Here is an 18,521-nt window from a genome sequence, read left to right on the forward strand (position 1 = left end):
GGGTGAAAAGTTTCATGCGGCACACCGAAAAAAAATCCGACAAATCCAGAGGGTATTTTGCGGCATCCCGCAATTTATTTTCAAAAATATTATTTACGTAAAATTAAAAATCTTTAAACTATAATGAAAATCTGTCGAATATCCAGTTATGGCAGAAATAAAAAAAATTTATGTACGTAATCTGACCCGGAAAAACAGCGCAAGAACCGAAACAGACAGTCCGAATGTTCGCAATATGATTTCATTAAACCGCAAAAAAAGCACTCTATTTTATATAGAGCACTTCAAAAAGATTCCTTTATTGCAGTTTTATCAATGTTGATTAATTCCATATAATCTTTTCCCCACTTATACATGGCGTCCAGAATCGGCATAAGGCTTTCTCCTTGCGCCGTTAAAGAATACTCCACTTTCGGAGGGACGACAGGGTAAACTTCCCTGTGAACGATCAGATCCTGCTCCAGCTCCCTGAGCTGATTCACAAGAATTTTGTGCGTAATATCCGGAATTAAAGCTTTCAGCTCATTAAACCGCTTCGTCCCTTCTTTTCCCAAGTGCCACATAATCAGCATTTTCCACTTCCCGCCTATCACGGCAAGCGTCAATTCCTTTTCGCAATTAAACGTTTTCTCATCCATTCGGCTCACGGACAATTCTCCTTCCTCTTACTTTTTGTACGGTTATCATCTATTCATACACGCTTACTTTTTCACACAACTTTCGTCAGTTTATACTACCACGCAGTTTTGCTGAAACAAAGCGCATTGCCTGCGGGGACAGTATCCTCAAAGTAACTATTAGACTTCAAAGTGCGTACTTCTCAACATGCGGGGCACTCTATAGAATGGAAATACATGAAAAAGAGGAGTGGATATAAAGTGGAATTACAGCTGGCATTAGACTTAGTAAATATCCCGGAAGCAATTGAACTTGTGAAAGAGGTCGAACAATATATAGATGTTGTAGAAATCGGCACTCCCGTTGTCATTAATGAAGGACTGAAAGCCGTGCAGGAAATGAAAACAGCCTTTCCTCACTTGAAAGTGCTTGCCGATCTTAAAATCATGGATGCAGGCGGTTACGAGATCATGAAAGCGGCAGAAGCGGGAGCCGACATCATCACCGTTTTAGGGGCGACAGACGACTCAACAATCAAAGGGGCGGTTGCCGAAGCAAAAAAACAGCAGAAAAAAATCCTCGTCGACATGATTAACGTAAAAAACCTTGAAACACGGGCAAAAGAAATTGACCAACTCGGTGTTGATTATATTTGTGTTCACACAGGTTATGATCTTCAAGCAGAAGGAAAAAATTCATTCGAGGAACTGACGGCGATTAAAAAAGCGGTCAAGAGCGCTAAAACCGCAATTGCCGGAGGCATTAAACTTGATACGCTTCCTGAAGCCATCAAACAAAACCCAGATTTAATCATTGTCGGCGGAGGCATTACGGGAGCTGACAATAAAGCGGATGCTGCTGCTAAAATGAAACAGCTGATCACACAAGGATCATGAAAACGACTGAATACTTACATGAAATACTAAATGAAATATCCCGCACCGCAGCATTAATAGCCGACAGTGAAGCTGACAAGCTTGCGGATCTGATTTTATCGGCAGATCAAATCTTCACGTCCGGAGCGGGACGTTCCGGCTTTATGGCTAAAGCGTTCGCCATGAGGATGATGCACATCGGCCTGAACGCTTACATCGTCGGTGAGACGCTTACCCCTCCCCTCCAAGAAGGCGGTCTCGTCATCATCGGCTCAGGCTCAGGCGAAACAAAAAGTCTGCTTCATACGGCTGAAAAAGCCAAAAACCTTAACGGCATCATCACTGCATTAACGATTAACCCCGCTTCAAGTCTCGGCAAACTTGCGGATCTTACAATAACGATTCCCGGCTCTCCTAAAGAAGAGACCGGCGGAGACAGAAAGACGATTCAGCCGATGGGTTCTTTATTCGAACAAACTCTTCTGCTGTTCTACGATGCGGTTATTCTAAAAATCATGGAGAAAAAAGAATTGAATTCAGCAGACATGTTTACAAAGCATGCGAATCTGGAATGATTTGCTGACGGCCTTCTTATCAGATGGCCGTCTTTTTATCGTCCTGTTTCGCACGACACTCGCAGACGAAGATACCTCGCCGGTGAGCTTATCGCTATAATAAGTCAATTGACGATACGGCCGCAACCGTTCATTTCTGAATAAGGAAACGGCAAAAAACACTTTCTGATCGAATTTTTAATGAATAAAGTTGATTTGTGCGGATGGTTTTACAGATATTCAGCTGAATTGCGGCTGAGAAATATATTTTAACAGCTTTACAGCCGGCCGATTCTGCTTTATTCTTGGACCAGCTTAACAGCAATTTAAAACTGGAGGTGATTGATACTCTTGAAAACATTAAAAGCACTGCTGCTTGTTCTTATCATCATTGCCGGAGCAGTCGCGGCCCTGATCAAGGGTGATCTTTTCTCAGATAACGAGCAGACCGTTCAGAAGAGTGATTACGACAAGGTAATCCTATTTCCGTCCGATCGATATCCGGAAACAGCAAAGCATATTAAGGACGCGATAAAAGAAGGACATTCCAGCATATGCACCATTGACAGAGACGGAGTACATAAGCGGCGTGAGCAATCTCTTAAACATGTGCCTGTCAAAACGGGATACGATAGGGATGAATGGCCGATGGCGGTTTGTAAACAGGGCGGAAATAATGCCTCCGTAGAATATATTTCTCCGGCAGACAACCGCGGAGCCGGCTCTTGGGTCGGACACCAGCTTACCAATGATCCCGACGGAACGAGAGTATTATTTAAAATCAAGTAAAAAACAGGAGGAACAGCGCATTGATTAAATCATGGAAACCGCAAGAACTGGCCATTTCTTATCATCAATTTACAATCTTCCAAAAAGATTCAGAACCGCCTGTTATCGATTGGACCGATGAAGCTATTGAAAAAGGATATGCGGAAGCTGACGGAGCTGTTTCATTTGAAGCAAGGAGAAATACGAGGGCATTTATCGTCCTCAGGCTTAACACAAGTGAACCGGTACCATCCTATGAGAAAAAAGCGACTGTTCCCTTTGAGGCTGTAAAAGATGGAATTGAGATTGAAAGCGTGATGTCAAAGCGGCTTTCTTTTAATATTCCGAAAGGCCGATACAGCCTTACCTGTTATTCAGTGCCTGCCGAAATATCCGATCTTCATGCGGATACGTATATTATTGATGCAGCCGCAATGTAAAAGAAATCCCTGAGAGAATCATATTTCTCTCAGGGAACTTTTATAAACTTTTACCGTTTGTTTCAATTACATTCTGATACCAATAAAAACTTTTTTTCCTGATCCGTTTCAAATCTTTTTCATCTTCTTCATCTCGATTGATATAGACAAAACCGTAGCGTTTTTGATAGCCGTTCAGCCAGCTTAACAGATCCGTGAATGACCAGCTGCAGTAGCCGATGAGATGAACTCCATCACTAATGGCCTCTCTGCACTGTTCAAGATGGGAGCGTAAATAGTCAATTCTGTAGTCATCCTGAATTGAGCCGTCTTCTTCTATTTTATCGAATTCCCCCAGCCCGTTTTCTGTTATAAAAACCGGCAGCTCATAGCGGCTCGTTATACGCCGAAGGCCGATGCGCAGACCTATCGGGTCAATCGTCCAATCCCAATTACTCGTCACGAGGTTAGGATTCTTTTTCGTTTTAAACAGCCCCGGTATACCGGTATCCTGGTTTGTCCCTTTCTGACCAGTCGTGTTCATTTTCCCCTCCGATACACCATCAAGAGGATTTCTTTCGTACGTAATCGTCTGATAATAATTAACACCGATAAAATCCGGCTTGCCTTTCGCAAGCAATTCCATATCCCCGGCTTCAATGGCGGGCGCCCAGCCCTTTTCCTTTAAATAATTGAAAGGAATTTGCGGATAAGTCCCCCGGCAATACATATCAAGCCACCAATGGTTCATAAATTCCTCTGCGTTTTCAAATGCAGTTATGTCTTCAGGGTGACTTGTAAGCGGATAAGCCGGTGAATAAGCGAAGCTCGGGCCGATCAAACCGTCAGGAACATATTGTCTGAAGGATTCAATCGCTTTGGCATTAGCTAAAAATGCGATATGATTCGCTGCATAAAATCGTTTTCTGTCCTTTACGCCGGGCGGATGTGCAGCTGTTATAAACCCGTTATGAAAATTATAATTCTGCTCATTTAACGTGACCCAGTATTTCACCTTGCCGGCAAATCTTTTGTATAACGCAATGCAGTAATCATTAAAATCATCAATAATTTTTCTTGATTCAAAGCCGCCGTATTCATCCATCAGCGCCTGAGGCAAGTCCCAATGATAAAGAGTCAGCACCGGCTCAATATCGTTAGAAATCAATTCATCGATCAGGTCTTCGTAAAATGCGATCCCTGATTCGTTAATTTCCCCTCTGCCATTCGGAAAAATTCTCGGCCAGCTGACAGAAAATCGGTAAGCTTTCAAACCCATTTCTGCCATCAAGGCGATATCTTCTTTATAGCGCTCATAATGGCCGACTGCTGTATCGCCATTTGAGCCTTTAAACGTTTTACCCGGTATTTTCGTGAATAAGTCCCATACTGAAGGTCCTTTACCGTCTTTATTCCAGGCTCCTTCAACCTGATAGGCAGCCGAGGCTGACCCCCATAGAAATGTATCAGGGAACAGGCCCTGTTTTTTATGTATCATGTGTTTCATCCTCCTGATGCGTATGATATTGATATCATACGTTATGAAACGCGTTTCAGAGCAATCCCGATAAAAACAAAAAAGCATCCGGCTTGCCGGATGCTTAAGAATGATGATGCCGCTTTTCCAATTTATGAGGCGGAGGCTTCGGGACAAACCCATTTTGTTTCATCATGTTAAAGCGCCTGTCCATATGCTGTTTAATATGTTCTGCTTTTTCTTTCGGCAGGACCCCGTACTCAACATATTTGGATATGACATGTTTTCGTTTTTCGAGCACTTCTTTTTCAAGTGATTCAATTTCTTTTTTCTGCTGTTCCGTGAGTGACATTGTTGAAGGCATTTTTGTTCCGGCGGCGTGTGCCGGCATTGTGAAAACCATTGCTGTAATGAAAAACGCAGCTAAAGACAATGCAGCTTTTTTCATGACTCTTTCCTCCTTTAACGTTTGTTATATGTTGCTCCCCCATCCATTTTTTATGCAAAAAAAGAGCGAAATTATTCGCTCTTTTCAATCGATTCGTCCGGCAGCGCGTATGTGACATACGTTCCTGCTACAAAATCGTGGATTGACCGTCTGTCTTCTCTCATTCCGACCATGAATGCGCTCACGATCACACCGATTCCAAACGTCACGCCATATATCAGGCCGCCCACAAGCACTCTCAAAATCATAGTGAGAAAGCCTACCTGAGTTCCGTCTTTTTTGACGATGCGGATACCGCAGATCTTTTTGCCGATAACATAACCGTTCCAGTATACAGGGAGCAAAATACCATAAAGAGTCAAAATAATGCTGATCATTGCGCTCTCATTCGGATCTTTTCCTGTTGCCAGCATAAAAATAATCGCCAAAGGCACTGAAGTAATTAAATAGTCGAGTACCACGGCTCCCAATCTGATCCAAAATCCCGCCGGTCTGTAAATATTCATCGTGTTTCTCCTCGCTATGGCTTCAAAATCACTTTAATGTTGCCATCTTCTTTTTTGTCAAATATATCATATGCAGCAGGAGCTTCCGCAAGACTCATTTTGTGTGTAATGATATCCGTCGGATCAATTTCATTTTGTTCGATCATTTGATACAGCATCGGCATCAGATGAATAACGGGTGCCTGGCCCATTTTTAAAGAAACGTTGCGTGTGAAAAAATCGCCGAGCGGAAAGCCGTCCGCTTCAGAAATGTATGCGCCCGTGAGCTGCACGGTTCCGAACTTCTTAACGGCTTCTGATGCTGTAAGAATCGGACTGATCGTTCCGAACTGATTCGGTTTTTGCTCTGTTTTTTCTTTTGAAAGCGGCGTGCCGTCCATTCCGACACAATCAATCACTACATCCGCGCCCCCTGACGTTTGTTCATGCAGCAGTTTCCCGATCTCATCATGTTCTGAAAAATTGAAGGTCTCTGCTCCGTTTATGCGTCTCGCATGTTCAAGGCGGTGCGGGACTTGATCAACTGCGATAACCCGTTTAGCTCCTTTTTTCCACGCGAATTTTTGCGCCATTAAGCCGATCGGGCCTGATCCCAGAATAACGACTGTATCCCCTTTTTTCACTCCGCTGTGCTGGACGCTCCAAAAGGCGGTCGGCATGACATCTGACAGAAGCAGCACCTGCTCATCTTCAAGCTCACTGTCTGCCGGAACCAGAAAAGAAGAGAAATCAGCATAAGGAACACGTAAATATTCAGCCTGCCCGCCGGGATAATTACCGTTAAACTCCGAGAAACCGAATAAGCCGCCGGCATCTGTATGAGGGTTTGGATTTGATTCATCACACTGGCTTTCCATCTGGTGCTTGCAATAATGACATTCTCCGCAGCCGATGTTAAAAGGAATCACGACCCGGTCGCCTTTTTTCAGCTTTTTGACTTGACTGCCCGTTTCTTCAACGATTCCCATCGGCTCATGCCCGACGATATAACCCGGATCGGCGGGTATTCCGTTTTTATATAAATGAAGGTCTGAACCGCATATCCCGGTTGCGGTGATTCGAACGATGACATCTCTCTCATCTTGAATGGCGGGTGCCGGGACTTCTTTCACTTCCATATGTTCTTTTCCTTGGTATGTCAGTGCTTTCACACTTGGTCAGCTCCTTTTTCATCACTCCTTCCCTTTTCACCTGCTTCTAAACTTGGCCGGTATGTTATTCGGCCCGCTGAATATCCCATTGAAAAGGATCTTCAAGCTGCGACCAATCGGAATCGAACTCAGACGGCGTGAGCAGGCACTGATCCAATTCCTTTGTAATGGCTGCTTCATCTAAATCTGTTCCGATAAACACCAGGTTCGTATGACGGTCTCCGAATTGGTCGTCCCAATCTTCCAGAATCTCCGGTTCCTGCTGTTTGATCTGCTCCTGCTCAAGTTTCGGCATTGCCGCCACCCAATAAGAAACAGGCTCAATCGAAACCGCCGGACCCGCCTGAGACATCAGCAGCGCAAGGCTGTTGCGGGTTGCGCACCAAGCAATTCCTTTTGCGCGCACAATGTTGTCAGGGATTGATTGATGCAGCCAGCTGTCAAAACGAGCGGTATGAAACGGCAGACGCCGCGAGTACACAAACGAAGTGATGCCGTACTCTTCCGTTTCCGGAGTGTGCGCTTCATGACCTGCCGTCAGTTCCTTTATCCATCCTGCTGATGAACTCGCTTCCTCAAACTCAAATAAACCGGTATTCAATATGTATTCGGCGGGCACTTCTCCGCGGACGGACCGGATCAGTCTGGCACGGGGCTGTAATGCGCGAAGGACCGTTTCCAGCTGTTCAAGCTCTTTTTCGCCCACCATGTCGCATTTATTTAAAATGAGCACATCACAAAACTCGATTTGGTCAATTAATAAATCGGCAATCACCCGTTCATCCTCTTCTCCCGCCGCTTCCTTCCGGTCAAGAAGGCTGTCACCGGACTGGAAATCATGCCAGAAGCGGTTTGCATCCACCACGGTCACCATTGTGTCCAGCCTGCAGAATGTTGTCAGATCAATGCCCATTTCTTCATCTATATAAGAAAATGTCTGGGCAACGGGAATCGGTTCGCTGATCCCTGTTGATTCAATCACAATATAATCAAATCTGCCGTCTTTCGCGAGTTTCTCAACTTCGACTAATAGATCCTCACGCAGCGTGCAGCAGATACAGCCGTTGGATAATTCTACGAGTTTCTCATCCGTCCTTGACAAGCCGCCTCCCTGCTTCACCAATCCCGCGTCTATATTTACTTCGCTCATGTCATTGACGATGACGGCAATTTTTAAACCGTTGCGGTTTTGTAAAATATGATTCAAAACGGTCGTCTTTCCGGCACCAAGATAGCCGCTCAATACTGTAACCGGAATTTTTTTCATATAAATAGCCTCCTGACAAAATAGAATGATTACGATTTATATCCCGCACCTGCCCCTTTTTCATCATGATGTACATTGTTATAAATCGTAACCGTTACTATTTATTCTGATATATTCTCCGTTTAAAATCAAGTGAAAAATAATCAATCATAAAAAAGACACGCTGTCATACGTGTCTTCCGCCCAAACTTAAACATCCGCAGGACTGTTTTCAGTGCCATAGCTTTTTCTCCAAAAATAGCCTGCGGCCAGAACAAGCACAAATGCGAGCAATGCGATACATGAAAAAGAGATAAAACCGATCGCATAAGTTCCCGTCATCTGCTTCAATGATCCTAAAATATTGGGAAGGAAAAAACCTCCTATGCCGCCGGCCGCTCCGACGATTCCCGTCACCATTCCGATTTCTTTTGCAAAGTGCTGAGGGACAAGCTGAAATACTGCTCCGTTGCCCATACCGAGCGCCATCATTCCGATAAACAACAGAACGATCACCGTTGAAAGCGGAGGCAGGCTGCTGACTCCCGCCATACACAGAGCCGCGATGACAAACAGTACAGCGAGAACTTTCGCACCTCCCGCACGGTCTGAAATCCAGCCTCCTGCAGGGCGAAAGAAACTGCCCGCTGCAACACATATTGTGACGAAATCACCGGCATGGATTTTTGACAATTGATATTGATCAACGAAAAAAATCGCCAAAAAACTTGATAATCCCACAAAACCTCCGAAAGTGACGCCGTACAAAAGACAGAAACACCATGTCTCCTTCTGCCTGAAAACGTGAAGATAGTTTTTAAGCGGCTGCGGTGCGGGCTGTGCAGGAGAGTCCTTCGCCATGACGATAAACAGTATAAAAACGATCATCAACGGAAGAAGCGCAATTCCCATTACACTGTGCCACCCAAACTGTTCTGCGAGGCGGGGACCGAACAATGTCGCAAACAAAGTGCCGCTGTTGCCGGCACCTGCTATCCCCATCGCAAGCCCCTGCAAGTGAGGCGGATACCACCGGCTCGCCATCGGAAGCGCGACAGCAAAACTTGCGCCCGCCACGCCCAGCAGAATGCCGATCGCATACAGCTCAGTCAAAGAACGGCCGCCGAATGCCCCCCAAAGCAGCGGGATCATTGTAATCAGCATCCCGATCACGGCTGTTTTCTTCGGACCGATCCTGTCCGTTAACACACCTAAAATGATCCGAAACACAGATCCTGATAAGATCGGAAGAGCCACGACAAATCCTTTTTCAAAAGAAGATAACCCGAAATCCTGAGAAATATAAACGCCGAGCGCCCCCAGCATGACCCAAATCATAAAACTCACATCAAAATATAAGAAGGAACAGAGCAGAGTGAGCGGATGGCCGCTTGTTTTTAATTCCGACAGCTTCATAACATTCTCCTTTCCGGTCTTCTATCATTTCAAATTGCTGAATCAAGAATATATGACCGGCATTCACCGGAAAAGACATGTGTAAGATAATGCGACACATTTAATGCGTTAATCAGGCAATGTGCCATAATTTCTCATAGAGAAGCAAAACTTACAGGCAGCTGCAAAGGAGGTTTGCCGAATGAAGAAACAACGATTAATTGTTGCAGGGAACGGAATGGCCGGAATCCGCTGTATTGAACACATTTTAAAGATGAACCGTGACATGTTTGAGATTGTTATTTTCGGAACCGAACCTCATCCCAATTACAATCGCATTCTCTTATCCTCCGTTTTACAAGGTGAGGTTTCGCTTGATGACATTACGCTGAATAGCCGCGAATGGTACGAAAAAAACGGAATTACGCTTTACACGGGAGAAACGGTTGTACACATTGATACAGAACGGCAGGTTGTCACAACGGATCGGAAGCGCAGCATGACTTACGATCATTTCATCGCGGCAACTGGCTCCTCTCCTTATATTCTCCCCATACCCGGAGCAGAGAAAGAAGGTGTGTACGGCTTTCGGACAATAGAAGACTGCCAATCCCTTATCAATGCGGCCGGCCGGTATCAAAAGGCGGCGGTCATCGGCGCCGGTTTATTAGGTCTTGAAGCGGCCGTCGGCTTACGGCAGCTCGGCATGGACGTCAGCGTCATTCACCACTCTTCCGCCATTATGCAAAAACAGCTTGATCAAACGGCATCCCATCTGCTGCAGAAAGAACTGGAGCGAAAAGGCTTAGTCTTTCTTTTAGAGAAAGACACGGCATCCATTACAGGAAACTCACGGGCGGAAGGCATCCGTTTCAAAGACGGTTCTTCCATAGAAGCAGACCTGATTGTCATGGCCGCCGGTGTGAGGCCCAATATCCGATTGGCTGCATCTGCCGGACTTTCAGTGAACCGAGGAATCATCGTCAATCAATTCATGCAGACGAACAAACCGAATGTGTATGCCGTCGGTGAATGCGCGGAGCATGACGGGATTGTATACGGATTGGCTGCACCGCTTTATGAACAGGGAAAAGTGCTCGCACAGCATCTATGCGGCGTTCCGTGCGAAGGGTTTCAAGGCTTTGCACAATCTGCGGCCTTAAAAATAGCCGGTATTGATGTATGGTCGGCAGGAAAGGTGCACGAGGATGAACACACAGCCGGCATATTGCTCCATGACGAGCATGCAGGCATCTACAAAAAAGCGCTCTTTGAGGACGATAAACCGGCCGGCTTTATTTTATTCGGGGACACGCGCGGTAAACATCGGCTTCTCGACAGTCTTGTGAAGCAAAGGGACATTTCCATCGTGAAAAAACAGCTCATGGAACCCGATCAAGGCGGTATATCCTTTGAATCCATGCCTCTCCATGAAACCATTTGCCAATGCAGCTCAGTGACCAAGGGCTCCATTGAAGAAGCGGTGAACAAATATGGCTTAAAAACCGCGGAGGAAGTGAAGCACATGACAAAAGCGTCCGGGTCTTGCGGGGGATGCAGACCGCTCGTCGAAGACTTGCTGAAGTATATGGCAAGCGATGATTACACAAAACCTTCCCGCCAGCCTTCGTTTTGCGGCTGCACCGATTTGACGGAAGAAGAAGTCATCGCCGAACTTCGGCGCCGTCCATTCACTGATACCGCCGAGGTGATGGAAGTGATCGGCTGGAAAACAGAAAACGGCTGCCGCATTTGTATTCCGGCGCTTCACTACTACCTGGAAAGGATGCGGCCTGATTTTATGCAGTTCAATGAAATATCGGCAGAAGAGACATGCACCCTGATTCCGCAAATGTACGGCGGACTGACAAGTGCGGGAGAGCTCAAAAACATCGCAAACGTCATTGAAACATACGGCATCCCCGGCGTTTCAATTACTGACAGTCACCGGCTGAAGCTTTCCGGAATCAGGCCAAATGACCTTGCAAGCATCAGAAAAGCACTGAACATGCCGGTTTTCTCCCCCCGGCACCGCTGGACGATTCAAATCAAAGCATGTACGTGCGGACAGCATCGCTCCTTTCAAGAGCTGGCAAGCAGGATTGAACGAGATACCGACACACTTGCCGTCCCCGCTTATGTATCCGTCAGCTTGTCATGTGAAAACAATTGCAGCGATGCTTACATTCAGGATATCGGCGTGCTTCAGACACAAACTTGCTGGGAAATTTATATCGGGGGCGTCCGCGGAAAACAAGCCCGCGCCGGCATCCTTTTTTGTGTGACGAATAACGAAGACAGTACCGCCGCTATGATGAAAGGCCTTATTCAATATTATCGCGAAACGGCTCACTACAACGAAGCGATTTATCAATGGGTTGACAGACTCGGCCTCGTCCATATCAGAGAAATGCTGTTTGAAGAAGATATGCGGACACAGCTTCTGAAAAATCTCCGTTCAGACATATCCCTGCTGCAAAACCTGTCTGCCGGGAAAACGCCATACGAAAGGATGAAGCTTTTTGACTGAACCGATGCTCCGTTATTTCCGTGACAAACTGCAAGATGTCCAATCGGAAAAAACATATGAGACGCAATGCCCGTTCTGCAGCATGCAATGCAAAATGCAGCTTACGGAACAAACCTTCGCGGCACGGAAGAAATACACTGCAATCGGCATTGATAATCCGACGACACATGGCCGTTTATGTACAAAAGGCATGAATGCCCATCAGCATGCCGTGCACTCTTCCCGCATTACACGCCCCCTGCTTAAAAAAAACGGTGAATTTGTGCCTGTCTCTTGGGCTGAAGCACTGAATCGCATAAAGGAACAAATCAATCTGATCCAAACCGAACACGGCAATGATGCGATGGCCGTCTATGGGAGCGCCTCAATTACAAATGAAGAAGCCTATCTGCTTGGAAAGTTCGCACGGGTCGGCTTACAGACGAAATACATCGATTACAACGGGCGGCTCTGTATGTCTGCCGCAGCAACGGCGGCCGGCCAGACATTCGGCGCGGACAGGGGCCTGACGAATCCATTATCGGACATTCCGCATACACGTGTCATCATCCTGGCAGGCACCAATATCGCGGAATGCCAGCCGACGATCATGCCGTATTTTGATAAAGCGAAAGAAAACGGGGCTTACATTATCGCCATTGATCCCCGGGAAACGGCGACGACCAAAATAGCCGATCTTCACCTGAAAATCAAGCCCGGCACAGACGCCGCCCTGGCAAACGGACTCGTCAAAATCTGCATTGACGAACAGCTTACAGACAAAGACTTTATCCGCACACGCACAAACGGATTCAATAAGCTCAAACGGCATACCGACGCTTTGGATCTGAAAGAGATTTCCGAGCAGACAAGTGTGCCTTTGGAGCATATGCGAAAGGCCGCCGTGAAGTTTGCCAAGGAAACATCCGGCATGCTGTTTACAGCGCGGGGGATCGAACAGCAGACTGACGGTACCGCGGCGGTGAAAGCTTTCTTAAATATGGTGCTGATCACCGGAAAAATCGGCAAGCCCTTCTCAGGTTACGGGGCGATTACCGGTCAAGGCAACGGACAAGGCGCGAGAGAACACGGCCAAAAAGCGGATCAGCTTCCGGGCTACCGTTCTATCGAAATTGAAGAACACCGGGCGCATATTGCGAAGGTGTGGGGGATTCATCAGGATGAGCTGCCGCGAAAAGGCGTCTCAGCCTATGAAATGATAGAAAAAATAGATAGCGGCGACATCAAAGGACTGTTTCTCATGTGTTCCAATCCGGCTGTTTCCGGCCCAAATGCGAATTTCGTCAAGCAGGCAATCAAGAAACTGAGATTTTTTGTCGCAGTTGACTTATTTATTTCTGAGACCGCGGCATTCGCGGATGTGATTTTACCCGCCTCCTCTTACTTAGAAGATGAAGGCACGATGACAAATGTAGAAGGCCGCGTGACATTAAGAGAAGCGAGCCGGCCATGTCCCGGCGAAGCAAAGCATGATTGGCAGATCATTTGTGATCTCGCATCCGCTCTCGGCAAGGGCCGCTACTTTTCTTATACGTCAGCGGAGGATATTTTTAATGAATTGAGAGAAGCGAGCCGAGGCGGGATTGCCGATTATTCAGGCATCTCATACGACAGGCTCAGACGTGAAGGCGGCATTCATTGGCCGTGTCCGGAATCTGATCATCCCGGAACCGGGCGCTTGTTTACAGAATCATTTGCTCATCCGGATCAAAAAGCGGCATTAAGTGTGATTCCAAACGAACCGGCCATCCCGAAAGAGAAGCCGACAGCCGATTATCCGCTTTATTTAACGACAGGCAGAGTCATGTCTCACTACTTAACAGGCGTCCAAACGAGAAAAAGCTCTGCCTTGGCTGCAAGACATTTCGAATCCTTTGTGGAAATCCACCCAAAAACGGCGGCCGACTATCATATCGAAGACCGTGTTCTCGTGAAGATAGAATCCCCCCGGGGCAGCATCACGGTCCGGAGCAGATGGTCGGAGAACGTACGAAAAGACACGTTGTTTGTCCCCATCCATTGGTCTGACACGCAAAACGTCAACGATTTAATTGGTGAAGCCTTGGACCCGGACTGTAAAATGCCCGGTTTTAAGATGTGCGCGGTACGAATCAGCCCTATATAATTTTTCATAAAATTTTTAGATTTTTTAGTATTTTTTGTTACATTTCATAACATGCATCTTAAATATTTGTTTTTGCTGTGCTACGCTAAAAAAAACAAAGATAAGGAGCGGATCATCTGATGGGAAAAAAACAGCTAGTCCTTGTTGGAAATGGAATGGCCGGGGTAAGAGCGATTGAAGAAATACTGCGTGTTTCAAAAGACGAATTTGAGATTACAATATTCGGGGCCGAACCTCATCCCAACTATAACCGAATCCTTCTGTCAAAAGTGCTGCAAGGCGATACCGACATTCAAGACATTACGTTAAACGATTGGAACTGGTACAAAGAAAACAACATTCAGCTGTATACCGGTGAAACAGTCATCAAAGTCGACACGGAAAACAAAACCGTCATCACCGATGCAGACAGAATCCAGCCTTACGATGAACTCATCCTGGCGACAGGCTCTGTCCCTTTTATCCTTCCGATTCCGGGCGCAGACAAACAAGGCGTCACGGCATTCCGGGACATAAAAGATACCGACACGATGCTCGCCGCGTCAAAACAATATAAAAAAGCAGCCGTCATCGGCGGAGGACTGCTGGGTTTGGAAGCCGCACGCGGACTGCTGAATCTCGGAATGGACGTGTCTGTCATCCACCTCGCCCCATTCCTGATGGAGCGCCAGCTTGACGCAGCGGCGGGACGCCTGCTGCAAAACGAATTAGAAAAACAAGGCATGACCTTTTTCCTTGAAAAGCAAACAGAAGAAATTCTCGGTACTGACCGTGTCGAAGGGGTACGCTTCAAAGACGGCACAAGCATCGAAGCTGACCTGGTCGTCATGGCGGTCGGCATCCGCCCGAATACACAGCTTGGCACAGAAAGCGGCATTCCGGTAAACCGCGGAATCATTGTTAATGATTATATGCAGACTGACATTCCGCACATTTACGCGGTCGGTGAATGTGCCGAGCACCGCGGAATCGCATACGGTCTTGTGGCGCCGCTCTATGAACAGGCAAAAGTGCTCGCAAAGCATATTTGCGGCATTGAAACAAAACCGTATGAAGGCTCCGTTCTCTCCACTCAATTAAAGGTATCAGGCGTCGAAGTCTTCTCTGCCGGTGACTTTAACGAATCAGAGGACAAAAAAGCGATTAAAGTGTTCGATGAGCAGGACGGCATTTATAAAAAAATCGTCCTGAGGGGCAATCAAATTGTCGGCGCTGTTTTGTTCGGAGACAGCAGCGAGGGCAGCCGCCTGTTTTCAATGATTCAAAAAGAAGCCGATATCTCTGAAACCTCCAAAATATCAATCTTACAGCCTCTTGATCAGGAAGCAGGCGCAAGCATGACCGCGGCGATGAGCGACGATGAAATCATCTGCGGATGCAACGGCGTTTCAAAAGGCGCGATTATTCAAGCCATTCAGGAAAAAGGCTGCACATCAACGGACGAAATCAAAGCATGCACCGGGGCATCCCGTTCCTGCGGAGGCTGTAAACCGCTCGTGGAAGACATTCTTCAATATACACTGGGCTCAGAATTTGACGCGTCCGCGCAAAAAGAAGCGATTTGCGGCTGCACATCACTGTCGAGAGATGAAGTCGTAGAAGAAATCAGGACCAAAGGGCTGTCCCATACAAGAGAAATCATGAACGTGCTCGGCTGGAAAACGCCGGAGGGCTGCTCCAAATGCCGTCCTGCCCTCAACTACTACTTAGGCATGATTAATCCGGCTACATACGAGGATGACAGAACATCCCGTTTTGTGAACGAACGGATGCACGCCAATATTCAAAAAGACGGAACATACTCAGTCGTTCCCCGGATGTACGGCGGCGTAACCAACTCTCAGGATCTCCGCAAGATCGCCGATGTCGTCGACAAATATGAGATCCCGCTCGTTAAAATGACCGGCGGCCAGCGGATTGATCTCATCGGCGTCAAAAAAGAAGACCTGCCGAAAGTATGGGCCGAGCTTGATATGCCGTCAGGCTACGCGTACGGAAAAACACTCCGCACGGTAAAAACGTGCGTAGGCGAACAATTCTGCCGCTTCGGCACGCAAGACTCCATGGCACTGGGCATTGCGCTTGAGAAAAAATTCGAAGGGCTCAATACGCCTCATAAGGTCAAAATGGCCGTGTCCGCCTGCCCTCGGAACTGTGCGGAATCAGGCATTAAGGACCTTGGCGTTGTCGGCATCGACGGAGGCTGGGAGCTTTATGTCGGCGGAAACGGCGGAACCCATTTGCGCGCCGGTGATTTGCTGATGAAAGTAAAAACGAATGAAGAAGTCTTAGAATATGCGGGGGCTTACCTTCAGTACTACAGAGAAACGGCAAACTATCTGGAGCGGACATCCGCATGGCTTGAGCGCGTCGGTTTATCTCATGTCCAATCCGTATTAAACGATCCGGAAAAACGGCAGGAGCTCAACGACAGAATGAATGAAACACTCTCTGTTCACAAAGATCCGTGGCAATACTTCCTTAAAGATAAAAAAGCATCTAAAGATCTATTCGAGAATGTCGTCACGACTTCATAAAACAATAAGGGGGAACGGACATGGTTAATAAAGATATGACAAAGATTTGCATAGGCAAAGTAAACGAATTACCCGAGGAGTTAGGAAAAACCGTATATATAGAAGATAAAGAGCTTGCCGTATTTAAGCTTTCTGACGGGAGCGTCCGCGCCGTCGAAAACCGCTGTCCCCATAAAGGGGGCGTCCTGGCTGAAGGCATCGTCAGCGGAGAATACGTCTTCTGCCCGATGCATGACTGGAAAATCTCCTTAGAAGACGGAAAAGTCCAAGAGCCGGATCATGGCTGTGTCAAAACATACGAAACACTGATTGAAGGAGAGAATGTATACCTCCTGTATTGAGCAAAGACCGGATCACTTTTTCAAGTGGTCCTTCATTTTTTAAATTGCTGAAGGGATGACGCCATCATGAAAAACGGAATCGTATATTTTGTCGGTGCCGGCCCAGGAGACCCGGGGCTGATCACCGTAAAAGGAAAACAGGCTCTGGAGAAAGCGGATATCATTTTGTATGACCGGCTCGCAAACCCAAAGTTTCTTGAATATGCCTCACCGGACTGCCGGTTCATTTATTGCGGAAAGCTGCCCGACCGCCATTTTATGAAACAGTCTGAGATAAATGCCCTGCTGATTGAAAAAGCGGCGGAGGGCTGCACCGTCGTCCGCTTGAAAGGCGGAGACCCAAGTGTGTTCGGCAGAGTCGGCGAAGAAGCAGAGGCGCTTCATCGGCACGGCATCCGCTACGAAATGGTGCCCGGCATCACCTCGGGTATCGCAGCGCCGCTGTATGCGGGAGTCCCCGTCACCCATCGTGATTTCGCTTCGTCCTTCGCGATGATCACCGCTCATGATACATCATTGCAAGGCAGGCCGAATCTCGACTGGGAAGGGCTTGCCCGAAGCGTTCAAACGCTTGTGTTTTACATGGGCGTTAAAAATCTGTCATTTATATGCCGGCAGCTTACGGAGTACGGAAAATCCCCTTCCGTTCCCGTACTCGTCATTCAATGGGGGACGTGGGGGCGGCAGCGGAGCGTTAAAGGAACGCTTCAGGACATCCATGAAAAAGTTCAAAGCCAAAACATCACCAACCCTGCCATTATCGTCATCGGTGATATTGTCAATTTTCAAACACACAGCTGGTTTGAAAGCAAACCGTTCATCGGGCGGCATATCATGGTTGTCACTCATGGCGATGAAGAACATACATTGACAGACAAGCTGCGCGAGTATGGCGCCGATGTTATTGAATGGCCGAAGCGGATCGTTAAAAAAATGCCCGCAAACGAAAACATCCTGAATCAGATCAGCACCTTTGAACAACTATTTTTCACATCGCGCCTTGCGGTATGCGAATTCTTTGATACACTGGCTTTCAAGCAGATCGACATCCGCCGGGTGACCGCAAGCCTGAATGCAGCAACTGAGGCCGCAAAGACGGAACTGACAAAACGGGGCTTTCTCCTATCCGAATGTCAAATTGATTCTCCGCATTCGCTCATTGTAGGAAGCCGTCAAGCAGCAGAAAACTTGTCAGACTCAAAATCATGCCCGCTTTATATCACCCATGAACATATCGCAGATGAGCGGTTCACTTCCATGATCGAACGCACGATCAGTGAGTCTCCTCTGCAAATGATTATCTGTACGGGCAAAGAATCCGCTCAGCATTTGATCAGCGCCGGAAAACAAATCGGCATATCACCGGATCCGTCGGCAAACCGCCCTCCCGTCATCTGCATGGGCGAAGACGTCCCCGCCGGCTGCGGGTTTACCGCTGTGAAAAACCAGGAGCAGTTATTTGCGTTTATACGAAATGAAATGAAAGACATGCTCGTTCACAGCTGATACGCCGGAATGCTTTTCTGACCCC

Annotated in this window: 16 protein-coding genes; 9 read left to right on the forward strand and 7 right to left on the reverse strand. The window is 47.1% G+C overall.

What is annotated here, in order from left to right; genetic code table 11:
* Positions 1–284: 284 nt before the first annotated feature.
* Positions 285–647 carry a transcriptional activator HxlR gene (locus CXL14_RS01625; RefSeq protein ID WP_007409352.1) on the reverse strand — a complete coding sequence of 121 codons (363 nt, stop codon included), beginning with the start codon at positions 645–647 and terminating at the stop codon, positions 285–287.
* A gap of 231 nt (positions 648–878) precedes the next feature.
* Here CXL14_RS01625 and hxlA point away from each other — a divergent pair, with 231 nt between their 5' ends.
* The 4 genes from hxlA to CXL14_RS01645 all read left to right on the forward strand — a co-directional run bounded on the left by hxlA (position 879) and on the right by CXL14_RS01645 (position 3,255).
* Positions 879–1,514 (forward strand): 3-hexulose-6-phosphate synthase, encoded by a 636-nt coding sequence (gene hxlA / locus CXL14_RS01630; protein WP_014416875.1) that lies wholly within the window; start codon positions 879–881, stop codon positions 1,512–1,514.
* A complete protein-coding gene (hxlB, locus tag CXL14_RS01635; RefSeq protein WP_014416874.1) occupies positions 1,511–2,068 on the forward strand; it encodes a 6-phospho-3-hexuloisomerase in 558 nt (185 codons plus the stop codon). Before hxlA ends, hxlB begins: the two co-directional genes overlap by 4 nt.
* A gap of 330 nt (positions 2,069–2,398) precedes the next feature.
* Positions 2,399–2,836 (forward strand): NucA/NucB deoxyribonuclease domain-containing protein, encoded by a 438-nt coding sequence (locus tag CXL14_RS01640; RefSeq protein WP_003156588.1) that lies wholly within the window; start codon positions 2,399–2,401, stop codon positions 2,834–2,836.
* Positions 2,837–2,856: 20 nt separating this feature from the next.
* Complete coding sequence (locus tag CXL14_RS01645; RefSeq protein ID WP_014416873.1) at positions 2,857–3,255, forward strand: competence protein ComJ; 399 nt, start codon at positions 2,857–2,859, stop codon at positions 3,253–3,255.
* A gap of 40 nt (positions 3,256–3,295) precedes the next feature.
* On the opposite strand, the gene CXL14_RS01650 is transcribed toward CXL14_RS01645, so the two are convergent.
* The 6 genes from CXL14_RS01650 to CXL14_RS01675 all read right to left on the reverse strand — a co-directional run bounded on the left by CXL14_RS01650 (position 3,296) and on the right by CXL14_RS01675 (position 9,478).
* Complete coding sequence (locus CXL14_RS01650) at positions 3,296–4,732, reverse strand: glycoside hydrolase family 1 protein (protein WP_014416872.1); 1,437 nt, start codon at positions 4,730–4,732, stop codon at positions 3,296–3,298.
* 103 nt (positions 4,733–4,835) lie between these two features.
* Positions 4,836–5,114: a YckD family protein gene (locus tag CXL14_RS01655; protein WP_263612330.1), complete on the reverse strand. Its 279-nt coding sequence runs from the start codon at positions 5,112–5,114 to the stop codon at positions 4,836–4,838.
* A 116-nt stretch (positions 5,115–5,230) separates the two neighbouring features.
* Positions 5,231–5,665, reverse strand: a complete 435-nt coding sequence (locus CXL14_RS01660) for an RDD family protein (protein WP_014416871.1) — start codon at positions 5,663–5,665, stop codon at positions 5,231–5,233.
* A 14-nt stretch (positions 5,666–5,679) separates the two neighbouring features.
* The gene (locus CXL14_RS01665; RefSeq protein WP_007609290.1) at positions 5,680–6,816 is read right to left on the reverse strand and encodes a zinc-dependent alcohol dehydrogenase; all 1,137 of its coding nucleotides are present in this window, start codon (positions 6,814–6,816) and stop codon (positions 5,680–5,682) included.
* A 64-nt stretch (positions 6,817–6,880) separates the two neighbouring features.
* On the reverse strand, positions 6,881–8,083 hold the full coding sequence (locus tag CXL14_RS01670) for a GTP-binding protein (RefSeq protein WP_014416870.1): 1,203 nt from the start codon (positions 8,081–8,083) through the stop codon (positions 6,881–6,883).
* Positions 8,084–8,272: 189 nt separating this feature from the next.
* Complete coding sequence (locus CXL14_RS01675; protein ID WP_014416869.1) at positions 8,273–9,478, reverse strand: MFS transporter; 1,206 nt, start codon at positions 9,476–9,478, stop codon at positions 8,273–8,275.
* Between the two features lie 181 nt (positions 9,479–9,659).
* Here CXL14_RS01675 and nirB point away from each other — a divergent pair, with 181 nt between their 5' ends.
* The 5 genes from nirB to cobA all read left to right on the forward strand — a co-directional run bounded on the left by nirB (position 9,660) and on the right by cobA (position 18,496).
* Complete coding sequence (gene nirB / locus CXL14_RS01680) at positions 9,660–11,987, forward strand: nitrite reductase large subunit NirB (protein ID WP_014416868.1); 2,328 nt, start codon at positions 9,660–9,662, stop codon at positions 11,985–11,987.
* Positions 11,980–14,112, forward strand: a complete 2,133-nt coding sequence (gene nasC / locus CXL14_RS01685; protein ID WP_014416867.1) for an assimilatory nitrate reductase catalytic subunit NasC — start codon at positions 11,980–11,982, stop codon at positions 14,110–14,112. Before nirB ends, nasC begins: the two co-directional genes overlap by 8 nt.
* 119 nt (positions 14,113–14,231) lie before the next feature.
* Positions 14,232–16,649 carry an NADPH-nitrite reductase gene (nasD, locus tag CXL14_RS01690; protein WP_014416866.1) on the forward strand — a complete coding sequence of 806 codons (2,418 nt, stop codon included), beginning with the start codon at positions 14,232–14,234 and terminating at the stop codon, positions 16,647–16,649.
* 20 nt (positions 16,650–16,669) lie between these two features.
* A complete protein-coding gene (nirD, locus tag CXL14_RS01695; protein WP_014416865.1) occupies positions 16,670–16,990 on the forward strand; it encodes a nitrite reductase small subunit NirD in 321 nt (106 codons plus the stop codon).
* Positions 16,991–17,056: 66 nt separating this feature from the next.
* On the forward strand, positions 17,057–18,496 hold the full coding sequence (gene cobA, locus CXL14_RS01700) for a uroporphyrinogen-III C-methyltransferase (RefSeq protein ID WP_014416864.1): 1,440 nt from the start codon (positions 17,057–17,059) through the stop codon (positions 18,494–18,496).
* Positions 18,497–18,521: the final 25 nt, after the last annotated feature.

The organism is Bacillus sp. SJ-10, assembly GCF_002843505.1.
Lineage (GTDB): Bacteria > Bacillota > Bacilli > Bacillales > Bacillaceae > Bacillus > Bacillus velezensis.